This window comes from Bradyrhizobium sp. HKCCYLS3077 (assembly GCF_051167555.1).
Classification (GTDB): domain Bacteria; phylum Pseudomonadota; class Alphaproteobacteria; order Rhizobiales; family Xanthobacteraceae; genus Bradyrhizobium.
This window is the reverse complement of the sequence record NZ_JBNPTH010000001.1, coordinates 635883-653647: the sequence shown is the minus strand read 5'-3', so window position 1 is coordinate 653647 and position 17765 is coordinate 635883. Positions and strand designations below refer to the sequence as shown.

Sequence of the window (17765 nt, the reverse complement as noted above, 5' to 3'; positions counted from 1 at the left end):
TTGTCCTGACATTTTCCGAAAGAGATTCATCATGCGCACTTTCCGAGGCGGCCTGCTGATCGGGCTCGCCGTCGCTGTCCTCGTCGCGGCCTTCGCCGTCACCTACGAAATGTACGACACCCGCACCCTGAAGCGGACGATCCGCCGCGGCGAGGTGCTGTGCGGAGTCAATGCCGGCCTGCCCGGCTTCTCGATCCCCGACGACAAGGGCAACTGGACCGGGTTCGACGTCGATTTCTGCCGCGCGGTCGCGGCGGCGATCTTTGACGATCCGAAGAAGGCGAAGTTCGTGCCGCTCGACGCCAATGAGCGCTTCAAGGAGCTGCAGAGCCGCAAGGTCGACATCCTCTCGCGCAACACCACCTGGTCGATGGCGCGCGAGCAGAATTTCGACCTGTATTTCCCAGCGGTCGCCTATTACGACGGCCAGGGCTTCATGGTGCCGCGCTCGCGCAAGCTCGAGACCGCGCTGGACCTGAGCGGCAGCAAGGTCTGCGTGCAGGACTCGACGACGAACGCGCTCAATGTCTCCGACTACTTCCGCGCCAACAACATGAAGTACGAGGAGGTCAAGCTGCCCAAGCTCGAGGACGTCCTCAAGGCCTATGACAACGGCAAGTGCGACACCTTCACCGCCGACGTCTCGCAGCTCTATGCGCTGCGGCTGACGCTGTCGAAGCCGAACGATCATGACATCCTGCCCGACGTCATCTCCAAGGAGCCGCTCGCGCCGGTGGTCCGCCAGCGCGACGACGACTGGATGATGATCGTGAAGTGGACGCTGTACGCCATGATCAACGCCGAGGAACTCGGCGTCACCTCCAAGAACATCGACGAGGCGCTGAAGTCGAAGAAGCCGGACGTGATGCGGCTGGTCGGCAATGAGGGCACCTACGGCCAGGACCTCGGCCTCACCAAGGACTGGGCCGCCCGCATCATCCGCCATGTCGGCAATTACGGCGAGGTCTATGAGCGGAACGTCGGCAGCGAGTCGAAGCTGAAGATCCCGCGCGGCATGAACCAGCTGTGGAACGCGGGCGGCGTGCAATACGCGCCGCCGATCAGGTAGGGCCGACGGACGCCGGCATTTGCCGAAGTCGCGGACGTGAGTCCACATCATGAGCGGCTCGCTCGGTGTACCTCGCCCCGCTTGCGGGGAGAGGTCGGATGGCATCGCAAGATGACATCCGGGTGAGGGGGTACAGGTCTCTCCGCTCACACCACCCGTGCGTCTGCCCCTCACCCCAACCCTCTCCCCGTAAGAACGGGGAGAGGGAGCGTACCGCCCGCGCAACGAGAGCTAAATCCGACAAACGACATCGCATAAGCAAACTCATCCTCGCGACGCTTCTCCGCGTCCGAGCTTTGCTCATTTCTCCGCCCTCTTCCAAATCGAGGGCGCAGGGAAGGCCAGGTGCCGACTGGCACCTGCGGCCCGCCTGCGAAAAAAATTGCAGGCGGCAGGAACCACAGGCTCAGCCGGGACAACCCGGCCTTCCCTGCGCGATGGTGTTAACGCTTATGGCGCGCTCTCCCCGGTGTCCGGCTTGTTAGCCACCGTCGCCCGCGCGATGCGCCAGCATCGTCGCGAGCTTGACGCCAGCCTCGGGGCGCCAGGACCACGCACTTTCACGTCCGCATCGGAATCGTTCGTCGGCACGCTCACACGCGCTGCGATCCGATGCGGCCATCGCATCATCAGCCCGACACTCGTGACGATCGCGAAGCGTCCCTCTTGTGGGCCAAGACCGGCAGACTGTGCAGCTGATTTGCCCGACGACACAACGCCCGTCGGATTGCGACAAATTGGCACGACGGGCAAAGCTCCTGCTGATATGGCGTAACTCGTCCCGCAGAATCATGCCTCTCGCGCACTCCGCTACCGAGGCTCCGCAACGCGCTCACGAGTTCGTGAACGCGCTCTCAAATCCATCCGATCGCATCGGTCGTAACGAACTCGACCAATCCGGTCAGGCTGGTGCGACCTGGAGGACAGGGCGAACAGGGGCTGCAAATCCCTTTTGCGCATCAGCCAACTCATCAGTTCAGTTGACAGGGAAACACTCGAATGACGCTGGGATTCCGTTCGTTCGTGGCCGGCGCGTTGATGGTCGGCGCGCTCTCCATCTCCGCCACGGCTGCTCGCGCTGCTGACATCGTCGACACCGCCGTCGGCGCAGGCCAGTTCAAGACGCTGGTCGCCGCCGCCAAGGCCGCGGGCGTCGTGCCGGTGCTGAAGAGCAAGGGCCCGTTCACCGTGTTCGCGCCGACCGATGCGGCGTTCGCAGCGCTTCCGCCGGGCACCGTCGAGGACCTGCTGAAGCCGAAGAACAAGGGCAAGCTCGCCGCGATCCTCAAGTATCACGTCATTCCGGGTGCGGTGAAGGCGGGCGACGTCGCCGGCAAGAAGCTCAGCGTCAAGACCGCGCAGGGCCAGCCGGTGGCCGTCGACGGCACCTTCTTCGGCGTGCAGGTCAACGACGCCCATGTCGTCCAGGCCGATATCGTCGCCTCGAACGGCGTCATCCATGTCATCGACAAGGTGCTGCTGCCGCCGGCCAAGACCGCGATGCATCACTGATCCGGCGAGAACATTGATTGAAACGAGAGCGCGCCGTCGATGACGTCGCGCTCTTTGTTCGTGAGCTCCGACGTCGCGACGTTCAAGATAGCGGGGACGCAACTGACCTATGAGGGCCGATACGGTCTCAACAACAACGGTGTCGTCCCGGCCTTTGAGCCGGGACCCATAACCACCGCCTGGAATTTGGCGACCGCTGGAGCTACCAGCGCGCGTCGCCACATCGCCCTGTGGTTATGGATCCCGGCGTTCGCCGGGATGACGGGCGGTGGATGTGGCGCCACCTCGGCTGACACACAGAGACTGTCGTACCCCGCGCAGGCGGGGTACCCAGTACGCCGCGGCGCCTCGACAAATCATAGCTGCCTCGGCGTACTGGATCGTCCGCCTTCGCGGACGATGACAGTGGAGAGCGGAGCCAAAGCGAGGCCAACAACGGGATTGGCTTAGTACCCCCTCAGCTCCGCCAGCTGCGCCGCGTGGTAATTCGCATCCCCCAGCAGCTCCTCGCACACGCGCGCTCGCTTCATGAAGAGGCCGATGTCGAACTGGTCGGTCATGCCCATGCCGCCATGCATCTGCACGCCCTCCTGCACCGCGCGCGTCGCGGTGGCGCCGGCGCGGGCCTTGGCCACGGCGACGGCGGCCGTTGCAGCACTGGTATCCGCCTCGAGCGCCTGCAGCGCCTTCAGCACTGCGGCGCGGGTGATCTCGATCTCGATGTAGAGCTGCGCGGCACGGTGCTGCAGCGCCTGGAATTCGCCGATCGCCTTGCCGAACTGCTTGCGCTCCTTGAGATAGGCGACGGTGCGGCCGAACACCTCCTCGCTCAGGCCCACCATCTCGGAGGCGACCGCGCCACGGCCGAGATCGAGCACGCCGCCGAGCACGGCGGCGCCGCCGTCGACCTCGCCCAGCACGTGATCCGCGTTGACCTCGACATTGTCGAAAGTGACGCGCGCGGCATTGTGCGCATCCACCATGATGGTGCGCTCGATCGCGACGCCCTTCGCCTTGGGGTCGACCAGGAACAGCGTCAGGCCGTCGCGCTCGCCCGGCGCGCCGGCGCTGCGCGCCACGACGAGCAGGAGATCAGCGACATGGCCGTCGACCACCATGGCCTTGGCGCCATTGAGCCTGAAGCCGTTGCCCGAGCGCACGGCTTGCAGCACCGTGTGCAGCGGCCGATGCTTGGCGCCTTCGTCGAGCGCGAGCGACGCAAGCAGCTTGCCGCCAGCGATCTTCGGCAAATACTCGGATTTCTGAGCGGCCGAGCCGGCGCGGGTCAGCGCCGATGCCGACAGCACCGACGTCGCCAGGAACGGCGAGGGCATCAAGGTGCGTCCGATCTCCTCCATGACAACGCCGGCCTCGACCGCACCGAGTCCGGAGCCGCCATGCTCCTCGGGAACCAGGAGGCCTGCGAAACCCATCTCGGCGAACGTCGCCCAGAGCTCGCGCGAGAAGCCGGTCTCGTCGCGCGTGTCGCGCAGCTTGCGCAAGTGAGCGACCGGCGCGTGATCGGAGATCAGGCCGCGCGCGCTGTCGCGCAGCATGGATTGTTCTTCGGTGAGGAGGAGGGGCATGGCGGCTGTCCAGTGTCGGTGTTCGTTTGGAAGCGAAGCTCTTTCAGCTCGTCATGGCCGGGCTTGTCCCGGCCATCCACGTCGTCCTTATGCACGGATGGACGTGGATGCCCGGGTCAAGCCCGGGCATGACGGAGTGTGGGGGCGAACTACGCCCCCGGCAGATCGAGGATGCGCTTGGCGACAATGCCGAGCATGACCTCGGAGGTGCCGCCTTCGATGGAGTTGGCCTTGGTGCGCAGCCAGGCGCGCGGACGGGCGCCTTCGTGCGAGCGCTCGCTCTCCCATTCCAGCGCATCGATGCCGCCTGATGACATCAGGATCTCGTGGCGGCGCTTGTTGAGCTCGGTGCCGTAATACTTCATCGCCGACGAGAATGCCGGATGGCCCTGCCCCGCCTTGGCGAGATCGACCATGCGCTCGGCGGCGGCCGCAAGCGCGGCCTCGTCGACATCGAAGGTGGCGATGTCAGCGCGCAGCAGCGCATCGTCGAGCCTGCCTTGCGCATCGCTGCCGACCGAGTCGGCCGCGACCTGACCCAGCGGCCGGCTGCCGCCGCGCTCGCCCATGCCGGAGATCATCGCGCGCTCGTGCTGCAACAGATATTTTGCGACGTCCCAGCCGCGATTGACGGTGCCGAGCACATTGGCCTTGGGCACGCGGACATTGTCGAAGAAGGTCTCGCAGAACGGCGAGCGGCCGGAAATCAAGAGGATCGGCTTCGTCGACACGCCCTTCGAGGTCATGTCGAACAGGATGAAGCTGATGCCGTCATGCTTCTTCGCCGTGGGATCGGTGCGCACCAGGCAGAAGATCCAGTCGGCGTAGTTGGCGTAGGAGGTCCAGATCTTCTGGCCGTTGATGATGTAGTCGTCGCCGTCGCTCTCGGCTCGCGTCTGCAGCGAGGCGAGATCGGAGCCGGCATTCGGCTCGGAATAGCCCTGGCACCAGCGAATGAGGCCGGCGGTGATCTTCGGCAGGTGCTCGCGCTTCTGCGCCTCGGTGCCGTATTTCAGCAGCGCCGGTCCGAGCATCGAGATGCCGAACGAGGTGATCGGCGCGCGCGCCCCGATCGCCGCCATCTCCTGGCGCACGATCTTCGCCTCCTCGCCGTCGAGGCCGCCGCCGCCATATTCCTTCGGCCAATGCGGGACCGTCCAGCCCTTGTCGCGCATGCGCTCGAACCAGATGCGCTGCGGCTCGGAGGAGAATTTCGCGTTGCGGCCGCCCCAGAACGTGTCCTCGTCGGACGTCATCGGCCGGCGCATTTCCGGCGGGCAATTGGCCTCGAGCCAGGCGCGCGTTTCGCGGCGGAATGTGTCGAGATCGGCCATATCTGATCCTCGCGCGTTTCCATGTTTGCTGTCGTTGGAACGACCTAACCTCAGCGCGTCAGGGAATTCAACATCGATGTCGCCGCGGGCGCCCTCGCCTTGTCCGGCGATCTATGGTCATGATGCCGCCGCGTGAAAATACGAGGAAACGACCATGCGCCTGAAACTTCTTTCGCCTGGCGAAATGAGCGCTGACCAGCGCCAGACCTATGACGAGTCGATCGCCAGCAAGCGCGGCTCGCCGCCGCCGCCGATGATGGCCTGGCTGAACAGCCCGGAGATGGCGCGGCACGCGACCCGGCTCGGCGCCTTCCTGCGCTACGACACGGTGTTTCCCGCCGCACTGTCGGAGATCGCGATCCTCGTCACGGCCCGGCACTGGACTGCGCATTACGAATGGTACGCGCATAAGCGCCTGGCGCTGGCGGGCGGATTGGACATCAAGATCATCGAGGACATTCGCGACCGCCGCACGCCGGACTTTTCCGATGCCAAGGCGCAGATGATCTACGACGTCGCCAAGTCGCTGCATGAGGGGCACGGGCTGACGGACGCGCTGTATGCGGAGGCGATCGCCACGCTCGGCGAACGCGGCCTGGTCGAAATCATCGGCCTGTGCGGCTACTACACGATGGTGTCGATGACGCTGAACGCGTTCGAGTTCGATCTGCCGGACGGCGAGGTGTCGGAGTTGAAGTGATCAGCTGTGAGCTGCGATCCGTCGCTGTCACCGCGAAGACGGTGCAATCCCCTCCCCCTTGCGGGGAGGGGTCGGGGGTGGGGGTCTCCGGGCGCTGAACTCAGTGAGGCGCGCCCCGCAACGATACAGACGTGTGTTCGGTCTGGAGACACCGCCACCGATCGGCAGATTTCACTCTTTGTCTATCGAGAGAGCACGGTTCGTGGACCCCCACCCCCGACCCCTCCCCGCAAGGGGGAGGGGGGCGCACCGAGCGCGCGGCTTCTAGCTCCGCTCGACCACATTCGCAGCCACCCGCCGCTTCGACGACCAAACCAGCGCCAGCACGCACAGGCCCAGCAGCACCGGCGGGAAGACCACCAGGTTCACCGCCGACCAGCCGAAATGCGCCAGCAATTGCCCCGATGAGAACGAGCCCAGCGCCATCAGGCCGAAGATCAGGAAATCGTTGAACGCCTGCACCTTGTTGCGTTCGGCGGACGTATGCGTCTCCAGCACCAGCGCGGAGGCGCCGACGAAGCCGAAATTCCAGCCCACGCCGAGCGCCACCAGCGTGGCCCAGAAGTGCATCGCGGTCAGGCCGGACAGCCCGATGATCGCGGCGACCGCTTCCAGCGCCAGCCCGAGCGCGACGATGACCGGCGCGCCGAAGCGGGCGATCAGCGAGCCCGTGAAGAAGCTCGGGCCGTACATCGCCACGATGTGCCATTGCAGGCCGAAATTGGAATCCGACACGGTGAGACCGCACATCTGCATCGCCAGCGGCGCCGAGGTCATCACCAGGTTCATCACGGGATAGGCGATGGTGCCGCAGAGCGCGGCGGCGATGAAGCGCGGCTGGCGCACAATCTCCAACAGCGGCCGGCCACCGTGCAGATCGGCGGCTTGCGGCTTCGGCAGATCGACGCCAAAGACGATGCCCATCGCGATCAGCGCCACCGCCGCCTGGATCAGGTAGCTGAAGGCGAACAGATAAGGCTGCCAGACGTCCATCGTCCATTGCACGAGTTGCGGACCGAGCAGGCCGGCGAAGATGCCGCCCGCCATCACCCACGACACCGCCTTGGGCCTGAACGCGGCGCTGGCGCCATCCGCGGCGGCGAAGCGATAGGATTGTGCGACGGCGCCGTAGAGACCGCCCAGGAAGGTCGCGAGGCAGAACAACGCGAACGAACCGCGGAGAATGGCAAGGCAGCCGAGCACGCCGGTCACCGCGCCACAGCCGGTGCCGATCAGGAACGCGACACGGCGGCCGTAGCGGCGCGAGATCGCGCCGGTCGGCAAGGTGCCGGCGGCAAGCCCGACCACGTACATCGAGATCGGCACCGTCGCGAGCCCGATGTCCGGTGCGATGGTCACGCCGACGATCGCGCCGGTGGCGAAGATCACGGCCGAGTTGGCGCCGGTCAGTGCCTGGGCGGCGGCGAGGCGGGTGACGTTGCGGCGCGCGCGCGCATCATCGGAAGTGTCTTCGGTCACGGTGAGGTCGATCATCTCGAATGTCCGGCTGCGCGGCGGCGCGCCTGCTCTGCTGGCCGCACTATTGCGGGAAGCCCGCGCAGGAGGCAACCGGCCGCAGCGGGGACAAGCCATGCAGCCCGATGCGTGAGTCGACAGCGGCGGCCGCGGCGGCTAATCAGGCCGACGGTATTATCGGGTCACGGCGGATGCGGAGCTTGAGCCATGTCAATCGATGATTCAATCGACGATCGTCCGACGCTCGCGGCCCCCGATGACGATCCGTATCTGTGGCTCGAGGACATCGAGGGCGACCGCGCGCTGGCCTTCGTCGCGGCGCAAAACCAGCGCACACTGGCCGCGTTCGGCGATACCGGTTTCGAACACGACCGCGACGCGCTGGCCGCGATCTTCGACCGGCCCGACAACATCCCGTTCGTCTCCAGGCGCGGCGGGCTGTTGTACAATCAATGGAAGGACGCGGCGCATCCGCGCGGCCTGTGGCGGCGCACGACCTTGGACGAGTTCCGGACAGCGCAACCGCGATGGGAGGTGCTGCTCGACATCGACCGCCTCGCGACTGATGAGGGCGAGGATTGGGCGCTCAACTGGGTCTCCAGCCTGCCGCCCGCACATGAGCGCGCGATGCTGTCGCTGTCACGCGGCGGCAGCGATGCCGTGGTGCTGCGCGAGTTCGACCTGGCGGCCAAACGCTTCGTCGACGGCGGCTTCGCCTTGGCCGAGGCCAAGGGCAGCGTCGACTGGCTCGACCGGGATACGCTGCTGCTGTCGAGCGCGTTCGGCGAGGGCATGGCGACGCCGTCCGGCTATGCGCGCACGGTGCGATTGTGGCGGCGCGGGGAGCCCGTCGCCGCGGCGAAGCAGATCTTCGCGGCCGAGAACGGCCAGTCGGTCTGGGTCCGCGCCGGTGTCGACCGCAGCGTGACGCCGGCGCGGGTGTGGTTTTCGGAAGGGCTCGATTTCTTCAACCATCAGCTCTGGCTCGGCGATGCCAGCGGCGCGGTCACGCGGCTGGACGTGCCGAGCGACAGCTGGGTCACACCGGATGGCGACTGGATCGCAATCAAGCTGCGCCAGCCCTGGACCATCGATGCGGTCACGCATCTGGCCGACGTCGTGCTGGGCATCAGGCTGTCGGCGTTTCTCGCCGGCTCGCGCGAATTCATCCGCCTGTTCGAGCCCAGCGCGCGGCGCGCGCTGCAGGGCCTGTCCTGGGCCGGCGGCCGCCTGGTGCTATCGATCCTGGACGAACTGCGGCCGCAATTCGAGGTGTGGACGCCGTCGGCGGAGGGCTGGAGTTCTCAACCGCTGCCGGGACTGCCCACGCTCGCCACCGTCAACGTCTGGCCGCTCGATTCCGACGAATTGACCGGAAATGGCGATCTGTTGGCCAGCATCCAGGATCCGCTGACTCCCCCGTCGCTGCAACTGATCGAAAACCTCGGCGCGCCGGTGGTCCTGAAGCAGGCGCCACGGACGTTCACCGCCGACGGACACGTCGTCACGCGGCACGAGGCGGTCTCGGTGGACGGCGTGAAGATTCCCTACACGCAGACCGGCCCCGCCGAGCCGACCGGCGATGCGCCGGTGCATATGAATGCCTATGGCGGCTTCGGCCATACGCTGCTGCCCGCCTATAATGCCGCGCTTGGCAAGCTGTGGCTGGAGCGCGGCGGGACGCTCGTCGAGGCCAACATCCGCGGCGGCGGCGAGTTCGGCACCGCCTGGCACGATGCCGGCCGCTATGCCGGCAAGCGGCTCGCGCATGATGATTTCGCGGCCGTCGCCGCCGACCTCGTCCGCCGCGGCGTCACCGTGCCGAAGCGCATCGCCGCGCAAGGCGGTTCGAATGGCGGCATCCTGATCACCAACATGCTGGTGCGCTACCCCGAGCGCTTCGGCGCGCTGTTCTGCACCATCCCGCTGATCGACATGCGCCGCTACACCAAGCTGCTCGCCGGCGCGAGCTGGATCGCCGAATATGGCGATCCGGACAAGGACCAGGAGTGGGGCTGGCTGCAGACCTACTCGGCCTATCACACCGCGACGCCCGGCCAGCCTTATCCGCCGATCCTGATCGCCACCACGCGCCGCGACGACCGCGTCCATCCGGGCCACGCGCGCAAGATGACCGCCAAGCTGCAGGCCATGGGCTACGACACCTGGTTCTACGAGCCCGCCGCAGGCGGCCATGGCTACGGCACCGACAACCGCGAACGCGCCAGCTTCATCACGCTGGGCACGCGTTTCCTGGCGCGGCATGTGGGGCTGGAGATGGAGTGAGCGGCGACGCGTCGTTGCAGAGCGCGCTGCCGGCTCCACCCACCGCTGTCGTCCCGGCGAACGCCGGGATCCATACTCCGCAGCAGGAGTTTGTTGCGAGGACAGATGTCACGCCGATCTCGCGTCACAACTGGACCCTGTGGTTATGGGTCCCGGCGTTCGCCGGGACGACGTTGGTGAAACACCGTCGACAACTCACGCAGCCCGCCCGAACACCAGAATCATGTTGTTGGCCGGCATCTCGACCGTCTCGCGCAAGACCAAGCCGTTGCGCGCGGCGAGCGCTTCGAGATCGGTGATGTCGCGGACGCCCCAGTCCGGATTGCCCTCGCGCAACGACGTATCGAACACGGCGTTGCTGACCGCGGTGTGCTTGCCGTCGCGCTTGAACGGGCCGTAGAGCACCAGCAGTCCGTTCGGCGACAACACCTGCCCCGCGCCCGCGAACAGGCCCTCCGCCACCGGCCACGGGGCGATATGGATGACGTTGGCGCAGAACATCGCGGTCAGTTGCGCAGGGCCGCCGGCGGCGCGGAATGCGCCGACCCAGCCGGTATCGGACAAATCGATGCGCTGCGCGTCGCGGATGTTGGACAGCCCCGCGTGCCTGCGCCACGCCGCGATGCTCGCGAGATGATTGTCGTTGAGGTCGCTCGGCCACCATGTCAGGTCCGGCCGCTCTGAGGCAAAATGCACGACATGCTGGCCGGTGCCGCTGCCGGCCTCCAGCACGTCGCCGGAGCGGCCGTCGAGCAGCCGTGCCAGCACGGCCCAGATCGGCTGGTGGTTGCGGTGAAACGCGGCTGCATCCAGCCGTCCATCCGGTTCCACCCGCCGGCCGTCCCGGCCGAACTCCACGACATACTCCGCCATTCCGAACTCCCCGGCCGTCCAGATGAACGGCTCTCGTTAACCGCGTTGCGGCGGCCAGCATACCCGCATTGTCAGCCGATGGTCTTTATGCTTTGCAGCCGCTATATTGCTGACATCACCGAGCCGTCGGAACTCCATCTTGATCACATCCGTCATGCGTACCGCCCTGGCGCTGGGGCTTTCGCTCGCCATGTCTTCGTTTGCCGCGGCCGCCTACGCCCAGTCCGGCGCCACCGAGGGCCAGAAGCTGGCCTTCGACCGCAGCAAGGGCAACTGCCTGACCTGCCATGAGATCAAGGGCGGCGACCTGCCGGGCTCGATTGGGCCGAAGCTCGAGAACCTCAAAGCGAAGTACGACCGTACCGAGCTGATCGCGATCCTCAACGACGAGACCGTTCGCAATCCGCTGACCGTGATGCCGCCGTTCGGCCGCAACCGCATCCTGACCGAGCAGGAAATCAGCGCCATCGTCGATTTCCTGCAGACCCTCTGACTTTCCGCCTGGAGATACACATGTCCGCCTCGTCCGGCCCGCTGGCCCATCGCCGCCTGTTCCTGAAGGGCGCCGGCCTCGTCGCGCTGATCGGCCTCGGCAACGCCGTGCTGCACGCGACGCCGGCTTTCGCCGCCACCAACGACAACAAATATCCGGAGGACGCCTTCAAGCAGAAGAACGCGGGCGACGCGATCAAGGCGCTGTACGGCCGGGATCACGAGGCCTCCGACAAGATCAAGCTGGATGCGCCGGAGATTGCCGAGAACGGCGGCGTGGTGCCGATCGCGGTGTCGACAACATTGCCGAACGTCACCTCGATCGCGTTCATCGTCGCCGAGAACCCGAACGCGCTGGCCGCGACCTACAAGATCCCCGAAGGCACCGTGCCGGCGGTGGCGAACCGGCTGAAGATGGCCAAGACCTCCAGCGTCATCGCGCTCGTCGAATCAGGCGGCAAGCTCTACAGCGCCACCAAGGAAGTGAAGGTCACCGTCGGCGGCTGCGGCGGCTAAGGGGGAGAACGATCATGGCAGCGAGCATTCGCGTCCGCGCGATCCTGAATGGTGAGATCACCGAGGTTCAGACCCTGATCCAGCACCCGATGGATACGGGCCTGGTGAAGGATTCCAAGGGCGAGGTCATTCCGGCGCACTACATCCAGCAGCTCACCTTCACGCACAAGGACAAGACCGTGTTCCTGGCCGACTGGGGCACCGCGGTCTCCAAGGATCCTTACGTCAAGTTCGCCTTCAAGGGCGCGGCCAAGGGTGACGAGCTCAAGGTGAGCTGGGTCGACAACAAGGGCGCGACCGACAGCCTGTCAGCGACGATCCAATGATGCGCCTGCGCCCGCTTCTCGCCCTCGCCGCGCTGATCGGCCTCGGCGCACCGGCCGTTGCCGCCGACAAGCCCGACCCGGCGGCCGACGCCAAGGCGTTCCAGCAGTTCTTCATCAAGAAGTTCCCGAAGGTGGCGTTCGACGATTTCGTCAACGGGCCGTATTCGATGAACGAGGACATGCGGAAGCAGTGGGAGGAGAAGGAGCAGTTTCCTCCTTACGAGTTCGCGCTCGAGGCCGGCAAGGAGATGTTCGCCAAGCCGTTCAAGAACGGCAAGACCTACGCCGACTGCTTCCCGAACGGCGGCATCGGCATCCGCCAGACCTACCCGTATTTCGACGACAAGGAAGGCAAGGTCGTCACGCTCGAGCTGGCGCTGAACCGCTGCCGCGAGGCCAATGGCGAACCGCCCTATTCCTACGTCAAGGACGAGATGGCTTCGCTCACCGCCTACATGGCCTACACCTCGCGCGGCAAGCGCTTCGACATCAGGATTCCCGACGATCCCCGCGCGCTGGAGGCTTTCGAGAAGGGCAAGGAGTATTTCTACACCCGCCGCGGCCAGCTGAACTTCTCCTGCGCGAGCTGCCATGTGCAGAGCCCCGGCGAGCGCATCCGCGCCGAGATCCTGGCGCCGGCGCTCGGCATCCTCAACGCGATGCCGATCTACCGCTCCGAATGGAGCGGCATGGGCACGATCAGCCGCCGCATCGTGACGTGCAACAGCCAGACCCGCGCCGTGCCGCTGGAGCCGCAGTCGGACGAGTACCGCAACCTCGAATACTATCTGTCTTACGTATCGAACGGCCTGCCGGTTTCAGGTCCGGGAGCGCGGCCATGAGAAATATCTCGGCGGCAAACGTCATGAAAAAGATCGTGTTCGCCATGATGGTGTCCGCGGTCTGCGCCGGCTCCGCGCGGGCCGCGTCGGAAGCCGATTACCTCACGGCATTCGCGGCGGCCGAGAGCGCCAACAAGGAAGCCGGACGTCTGCGCAACCAATGGACCGTGACCCAGGCCGCACTGAATGCTGCAAAGAAGGCGGCGGAGTCCGGCAATTTCGACCAGGCGCTGAAATCCGCGCAGGAGGCCGAGGCGCTCGCCAAGGCCTCGATCGTCCAGGCCACCAGCGAGAAGCAGCGCTGGAGAGACTTGGAGATCCGCTAGAGCATGATCCGGAAAATTGGGCCAGCGGTTTTCCGAAGCCTCACGCTCGAACAAAAAGGATGGATCATGACGCGATTCCGTGGAATCGCATCATGAGCTAGGACGCGAGCCATGATTCGGCGCCGGGATTTTCTGAGATGGTCAGGTGCCGCTGCGCTCGCCGCGCCAGCGCTGCTGCGCAACGCCCGCGCTGCCGAGACCGTCAGTCTCTACGACATCGAGAAGTTCGGCAACGCGCGCATCCTGCACATCACGGACACGCATGCGCAGCTGCGGCCGGTGTTCTTCCGCGAGCCGAGCGTCAATCTCGGCATCGGCGAGATGTGGGGAAAGCCGCCGCATCTGGTCGAGCGCGCCTTTCTCGATCGCTACGGCATCCGTCCCGACAGCGCCGAATCCTACGCCTTCACCTCGTTCGAGTTCGAGAAATATGCCGGCCGGTTCGGCAAGATGGGCGGCTTCGCGCATCTGAAGACGCTGATCGACAAGCTGCGCGGTGACGCCGGCGATCATCGCTCGCTGCTGCTCGACGGCGGCGATCTCTGGCAGGGCAGCGGGCTCGCCCATGCGATGCGCGGCGCCGACATGGTCAGCGCGGCCAACCTGCTCGGCATCGATGCGATGACCGGACATTGGGAATTCACCTATGGCGAGCAGGCGCTGCGCGCCAACCTCGCCCGCTTCAAGGGTGAGTTCCTGGCGCAGAACGTGTTCCTCACCGAGGAGGCCGCGTTCAACGACGCCAAGGCGTTCGATCCGGGCTCCGGTCGCGTGTTCAAGCCGGCCACGATCAAGGAGATCGGCGGCGCGCGCGTCGCCATCATCGGCCAGGCCTTTCCCTATGTGCCGATCGCGCATCCGCGCCGCTTCACAGCGGACTGGACCTTCGGCATCCGCGAGGAGGAGCTGCAGAAGCTGGTCGATGCCCTGCGCGGCGCCGACAAGGTCGACGCCGTGATCCTGCTGTCGCACAACGGCATGGATGTCGATCTCAAGCTCGCGAGCCGCGTCACCGGCATCGACGTCATCCTGGGCGGCCATACCCACGATGCGATTCCGCAGCCGGTCGCGGTCCGCAACGCCAAGGGCGCGACGCTCGTCACCAATGCCGGGTCCAACGGCAAATTCCTCGCCGTGCTGGATCTCGACATCGGCAAGGGACACGTCGCCGATGCCCGCTATCGGCTGCTGCCGGTATATTCGGAACTGCTGAAGCCCGACCCGGCGATGCAGGCGCTGATCGATCAGATGCAGCAGCCGCAGGTCGCCGCCTGGAGCGAAAAGCTCGCGACGTCGGACCGGCTCTTGTACCGCCGCGGCAATTTCGAAGGCCCGACCGACGACCTGATCTGCGCGGCGCTGCGGCGCGGCCTCGATGCCGAGATCGCGCTGTCGCCGGGGTTCCGGTGGGGGCCGACGGTGCTGGCCGGCCAATCCGTCATGATGGAGGACGTGCTGGCGCAGACCGCGATCACCTATCCCGAGACCTATGTGCAGCGGATGACGGGTGCGCAGATCAAGGACGTGCTCGAGGACGTCTGCGACAATCTCTTCAACGCCGATCCCTATCTGCAGCAGGGCGGCGACATGGTGCGCGTCGGGGGCCTGTCGTACCGCTGCTCGCCGTCGGAGGCGATCGGCCGCCGCATCTCGGATCTCACGCTCGCCAATGGCCACCGCCTGGAGGCGCACAAGAGCTACAAGGTCGCCGGCTGGGCCTCGATGAACGCGCAGGACGGCAAGCCGGTGTGGGATCTCGTCGCCAACCATCTGCGCGACGGCCAGCTGGTGCTGGTGGGAACCAACAAGGTCACGCTGTCAGGCGTCGACGGCAATCCCGGATACGCATCGCAATCCTGAACGGCATGGCGCGATGCAGCGCGGCGTTCTGCGGCGCATGGATGACCGCGAGCCCATCGTGGTCTAAACCGGCGGCGATCCGAATCGGGAGGACACGCCGATGATCTTCCGCCAATTGTTCGACAGCGTCTCCGGCACCTACAGCTACATTCTCGCCAGCCGCAGCGGCGGCGAGGCTGTCATCATCGATCCCGTGATCGAGAAGGTCGACCGCTATTGCCAGTTGCTGCGCGAGCTGGACCTGCGCCTCGTCAAGGCCGTCGACACCCATCTGCATGCCGATCACGTCACCGGGCTCGGTGCGCTGCGCGACCGCACCCATTGCGTCACGATCATGGGCGAGCAGACCAAGGCCGACGTGGTGGCGATGCGCGTCAGCGAGGGCGACCGGATCGCCATCGAAGGCATCAGCCTCGACGTGATGTACACGCCGGGGCACACCGACGATTCCTACAGCTTCCTGATGGGCGACCGCGTCTTCACCGGCGACACGCTCTTGATCCGCGGCACCGGCCGCACCGACTTCCAGAACGGCGACGCGCGCCAGCAATACGACTCGATCTTCAACAAGCTGCTGCGGCTGCCCGACGACACGCTGGTCTATCCCGCCCACGACTACAAAGGCGACACCGTCTCCACCATCGGCGAGGAGCGCCGCTACAATCCGCGCCTGCAGGTGACGTCGATCGACGACTACGTGACGCTGATGGCCAATCTGAAGCTGCCGAATCCGAAGATGATGGACGTCGCGGTCCCCGCCAACATGCGCGTCGGCCTGCACCAGGAGGAACTCGCCAGACAGGGATTGTCGCTGTCGGCGCGCGAGGCGATCGAATGCCTGGGACGGCCGGACGTGCTGCTGGTCGACCTGCGCGAGGCCTCGGAGCGCGCCAAGCACGGCACGCTGTCCGGCGCGCTGCACGCGCCCTATCCCGGGATCGCCGACAACCTCAAGCCGGGCGGCATGCTGCGCGAGGTCGCCGCCGCCACCGGCCGCCGCATCGTGTTCTTCTGCGCCTATGGCGAACGCTCGGCGATGGCGGTGCAGACGGCGCAAGCGGCGGGGCTGGCCAATTCCGCGCATATCGAGGGCGGGCTGGATGCGTGGAAGAAGGCCGGCGGGCCGGTGGTCCCGTAGCAGGCGTACTCCGGCCGGCCTCCGTGGGCCAACGCGGCGCCGCCGGCGCGCGCAGGTGCCATGCGCGGCCGTTCATGGACAATGAACCGCAATCCGATAGTGTGGCGTTGTGTCGCGCGCCCTCCGCGGGAGCCCATGGCTTTGACCGGCAACGCGCCCCTCCAGCCCATCGTTTTCGCCCGGAGTCGCACGGATCCGCCATGGCTGACGTTCTCGCCGCATCGCAACATACCTCTGCTCCGATCCGCGCCGCCTCCTCGCTGCGCACGCTGGCGCTGATCTCGCTGGCGCATTGGGTCAGCCATTTGCACATGCTGGTGCTGCCGATGCTGTTCCCGTACCTCAAGGAGAAGCTCGGCGTCGGCTATGTCGAACTCGGCTTTCCGCTCACGGTGTTCGCGGTGGTGTCGGCGCTCACCCAGGCTCCCGTCGGCTATCTCGTCGACCGCGCCGGCGCCCGCCGCATCCTGCTGCTGGGCCTCACGCTCGGCGGCCTGTCACTGGCGATGCTCGGCGTCTACCTGACCTATACCAGCCTCGTTGTCGCGGCCGTGCTGCTCGGCCTCGCCAACGCGGTCTACCATCCCTCCGACTACGCGCTGCTCTCGGCCCACATGGAAGAGAGCCGGATGGGTCGCGCCTTCGGCGTGCATACCTTTGCCGGCTATCTCGGCGGCGCAGTTGCGCCCGCCGTCATGGCAGCATTGGTCACCACCGTCGGCGGCTCCGGCGCCCTGATCGCGGCTGGCCTCGTCGGCCCGCTCGCCGCGCTGCTGCTGCTCGTCGGCAATGTCCCGGAGGTGCCGCCGCATCCGCATGCCCTCAAGGCCGACGGGACCAAGGCCAAGCAGCCGAATTTGCTGACGCCGATGCTGATGCTGCTCACCGTGTTCTTCATGCTGCTCAGCCTGTCCAACGCCGGCATCTCCAGCTTCGGCGTGGTCGCCTTCATGAACGGCTATGGCATCTCGTTTTCGACCGCCAACATCGCGCTGACCGCGTTCCTCGGCGCCAGCGCCGTGGGCGTGCTCGCCGGCGGCCAGCTCGCCGACCGCATTCGCCACCACAACCTGGTCGCGGCGGTCGCCTATGCGATCAATGCGGTGCTGGTGCTGATCATCACCTTCGTCAGCCTGCCTGCCGTGCTGCTGGTCGCGATCATGCTGGTCGCGGGCTTTATGGCGGGCGTGATCGCGCCGTCGCGGGACATGATGGTGCGCAACGCCGCGCCTCCCGGCGCCGCCGGCCGCGCCTTCGGCATCGTCTCCACCGGCTTCAACTTCGCCGGCGTCGTCAGCCCGCTGCTGTTCGGCTGGATCATGGACATGAACGCCCCGCGCTGGGTGTTCGGCACGTCAGTCGTCTTCATGCTGCTGACCATCGTGCTGGCGTTCTTCACCGAGCCGAAGAAGAAGGCGGCGTGACGCTG

At 66.2% G+C, this 17765-nt stretch carries 16 protein-coding genes; 12 read left to right on the top strand and 4 right to left on the bottom strand.

Annotated elements, in window-relative coordinates:
• Positions 1-31: 31 nt before the first annotated feature.
• Together ACQR0Z_RS02820 and ACQR0Z_RS02815 are read left to right on the top strand one after the other, a co-directional pair.
• The gene (locus ACQR0Z_RS02820; protein WP_434917625.1) at positions 32-1069 is read left to right on the top strand and encodes an amino acid ABC transporter substrate-binding protein; all 1038 of its coding nucleotides are present in this window, start codon (positions 32-34) and stop codon (positions 1067-1069) included.
• 999 nt (positions 1070-2068) lie between these two features.
• The gene (locus ACQR0Z_RS02815) at positions 2069-2581 is read left to right on the top strand and encodes a fasciclin domain-containing protein (protein WP_434876049.1); all 513 of its coding nucleotides are present in this window, start codon (positions 2069-2071) and stop codon (positions 2579-2581) included.
• Between the two features lie 446 nt (positions 2582-3027).
• Here ACQR0Z_RS02815 and ACQR0Z_RS02810 read toward each other — a convergent pair whose 3' ends face one another.
• Together ACQR0Z_RS02810 and ACQR0Z_RS02805 are read right to left on the bottom strand one after the other, a co-directional pair.
• Positions 3028-4167, bottom strand: a complete 1140-nt coding sequence (locus ACQR0Z_RS02810) for an acyl-CoA dehydrogenase family protein (RefSeq protein ID WP_434917624.1) — start codon at positions 4165-4167, stop codon at positions 3028-3030.
• A 149-nt stretch (positions 4168-4316) separates the two neighbouring features.
• The gene (locus ACQR0Z_RS02805; protein WP_434876051.1) at positions 4317-5501 is read right to left on the bottom strand and encodes an acyl-CoA dehydrogenase family protein; all 1185 of its coding nucleotides are present in this window, start codon (positions 5499-5501) and stop codon (positions 4317-4319) included.
• Between the two features lie 154 nt (positions 5502-5655).
• On the opposite strand from ACQR0Z_RS02805, the gene ACQR0Z_RS02800 reads away from it, so the two are divergent.
• The gene (locus ACQR0Z_RS02800) at positions 5656-6201 is read left to right on the top strand and encodes a carboxymuconolactone decarboxylase family protein (RefSeq protein WP_434876052.1); all 546 of its coding nucleotides are present in this window, start codon (positions 5656-5658) and stop codon (positions 6199-6201) included.
• Positions 6202-6465: 264 nt separating this feature from the next.
• Here ACQR0Z_RS02800 and ACQR0Z_RS02795 read toward each other — a convergent pair whose 3' ends face one another.
• On the bottom strand, positions 6466-7695 hold the full coding sequence (locus ACQR0Z_RS02795) for an MFS transporter (protein WP_434876053.1): 1230 nt from the start codon (positions 7693-7695) through the stop codon (positions 6466-6468).
• A gap of 189 nt (positions 7696-7884) precedes the next feature.
• Between ACQR0Z_RS02795 and ACQR0Z_RS02790 the strand changes: the two genes are divergently transcribed.
• Positions 7885-9963 (top strand): prolyl oligopeptidase family serine peptidase, encoded by a 2079-nt coding sequence (locus ACQR0Z_RS02790; protein ID WP_434917623.1) that lies wholly within the window; start codon positions 7885-7887, stop codon positions 9961-9963.
• A gap of 195 nt (positions 9964-10158) precedes the next feature.
• Here ACQR0Z_RS02790 and ACQR0Z_RS02785 read toward each other — a convergent pair whose 3' ends face one another.
• Entirely contained in the window at positions 10159-10836 is a 678-nt protein-coding gene (locus ACQR0Z_RS02785) for a DUF938 domain-containing protein (protein ID WP_434917622.1), read from the bottom strand.
• Positions 10837-10990: 154 nt separating this feature from the next.
• On the opposite strand from ACQR0Z_RS02785, the gene soxX reads away from it, so the two are divergent.
• The 8 genes from soxX (at position 10991) to ACQR0Z_RS02745 (ending at position 17760) form a co-directional block, all read left to right on the top strand.
• Positions 10991-11329, top strand: a complete 339-nt coding sequence (soxX, locus tag ACQR0Z_RS02780) for a sulfur oxidation c-type cytochrome SoxX (protein ID WP_434856581.1) — start codon at positions 10991-10993, stop codon at positions 11327-11329.
• A 20-nt stretch (positions 11330-11349) separates the two neighbouring features.
• A complete protein-coding gene (soxY, locus tag ACQR0Z_RS02775) occupies positions 11350-11844 on the top strand; it encodes a thiosulfate oxidation carrier protein SoxY (protein ID WP_434856504.1) in 495 nt (164 codons plus the stop codon).
• A gap of 14 nt (positions 11845-11858) precedes the next feature.
• Complete coding sequence (gene soxZ / locus ACQR0Z_RS02770) at positions 11859-12170, top strand: thiosulfate oxidation carrier complex protein SoxZ (protein WP_434856505.1); 312 nt, start codon at positions 11859-11861, stop codon at positions 12168-12170.
• The gene (soxA, locus tag ACQR0Z_RS02765; protein ID WP_434856506.1) at positions 12167-13012 is read left to right on the top strand and encodes a sulfur oxidation c-type cytochrome SoxA; all 846 of its coding nucleotides are present in this window, start codon (positions 12167-12169) and stop codon (positions 13010-13012) included. The genes soxZ and soxA overlap by 4 nt, the downstream gene beginning before the upstream one ends.
• A complete protein-coding gene (locus tag ACQR0Z_RS02760) occupies positions 13009-13338 on the top strand; it encodes a hypothetical protein (RefSeq protein WP_434856507.1) in 330 nt (109 codons plus the stop codon). The genes soxA and ACQR0Z_RS02760 overlap by 4 nt, the downstream gene beginning before the upstream one ends.
• Before the next feature lie 111 nt (positions 13339-13449).
• A complete protein-coding gene (soxB, locus tag ACQR0Z_RS02755; protein ID WP_434917621.1) occupies positions 13450-15198 on the top strand; it encodes a thiosulfohydrolase SoxB in 1749 nt (582 codons plus the stop codon).
• 100 nt (positions 15199-15298) lie between these two features.
• Positions 15299-16336, top strand: a complete 1038-nt coding sequence (locus tag ACQR0Z_RS02750) for an MBL fold metallo-hydrolase (protein ID WP_434876059.1) — start codon at positions 15299-15301, stop codon at positions 16334-16336.
• Positions 16337-16536: 200 nt separating this feature from the next.
• Complete coding sequence (locus ACQR0Z_RS02745; protein ID WP_434917620.1) at positions 16537-17760, top strand: MFS transporter; 1224 nt, start codon at positions 16537-16539, stop codon at positions 17758-17760.
• The last annotated feature ends 5 nt before the right edge of the window (positions 17761-17765 follow it).

Coding starts and splice junctions, on each gene's coding strand:
- ACQR0Z_RS02820 (WP_434917625.1), top strand. CDS start 32: ATGCGCACTTTCCGAGGCGGCCTGCTGATCGGGCTCGCCGTCGCTGTC.
- ACQR0Z_RS02815 (WP_434876049.1), top strand. CDS start 2,069: ATGACGCTGGGATTCCGTTCGTTCGTGGCCGGCGCGTTGATGGTCGGC.
- ACQR0Z_RS02810 (WP_434917624.1), bottom strand. CDS start 4,167: ATGCCCCTCCTCCTCACCGAAGAACAATCCATGCTGCGCGACAGCGCG.
- ACQR0Z_RS02805 (WP_434876051.1), bottom strand. CDS start 5,501: ATGGCCGATCTCGACACATTCCGCCGCGAAACGCGCGCCTGGCTCGAG.
- ACQR0Z_RS02800 (WP_434876052.1), top strand. CDS start 5,656: ATGCGCCTGAAACTTCTTTCGCCTGGCGAAATGAGCGCTGACCAGCGC.
- ACQR0Z_RS02795 (WP_434876053.1), bottom strand. CDS start 7,695: ATGATCGACCTCACCGTGACCGAAGACACTTCCGATGATGCGCGCGCG.
- ACQR0Z_RS02790 (WP_434917623.1), top strand. CDS start 7,885: ATGTCAATCGATGATTCAATCGACGATCGTCCGACGCTCGCGGCCCCC.
- ACQR0Z_RS02785 (WP_434917622.1), bottom strand. CDS start 10,836: ATGGCGGAGTATGTCGTGGAGTTCGGCCGGGACGGCCGGCGGGTGGAA.
- soxX (WP_434856581.1), top strand. CDS start 10,991: ATGCGTACCGCCCTGGCGCTGGGGCTTTCGCTCGCCATGTCTTCGTTT.
- soxY (WP_434856504.1), top strand. CDS start 11,350: ATGTCCGCCTCGTCCGGCCCGCTGGCCCATCGCCGCCTGTTCCTGAAG.
- soxZ (WP_434856505.1), top strand. CDS start 11,859: ATGGCAGCGAGCATTCGCGTCCGCGCGATCCTGAATGGTGAGATCACC.
- soxA (WP_434856506.1), top strand. CDS start 12,167: ATGATGCGCCTGCGCCCGCTTCTCGCCCTCGCCGCGCTGATCGGCCTC.
- ACQR0Z_RS02760 (WP_434856507.1), top strand. CDS start 13,009: ATGAGAAATATCTCGGCGGCAAACGTCATGAAAAAGATCGTGTTCGCC.
- soxB (WP_434917621.1), top strand. CDS start 13,450: ATGATTCGGCGCCGGGATTTTCTGAGATGGTCAGGTGCCGCTGCGCTC.
- ACQR0Z_RS02750 (WP_434876059.1), top strand. CDS start 15,299: ATGATCTTCCGCCAATTGTTCGACAGCGTCTCCGGCACCTACAGCTAC.
- ACQR0Z_RS02745 (WP_434917620.1), top strand. CDS start 16,537: ATGGCTGACGTTCTCGCCGCATCGCAACATACCTCTGCTCCGATCCGC.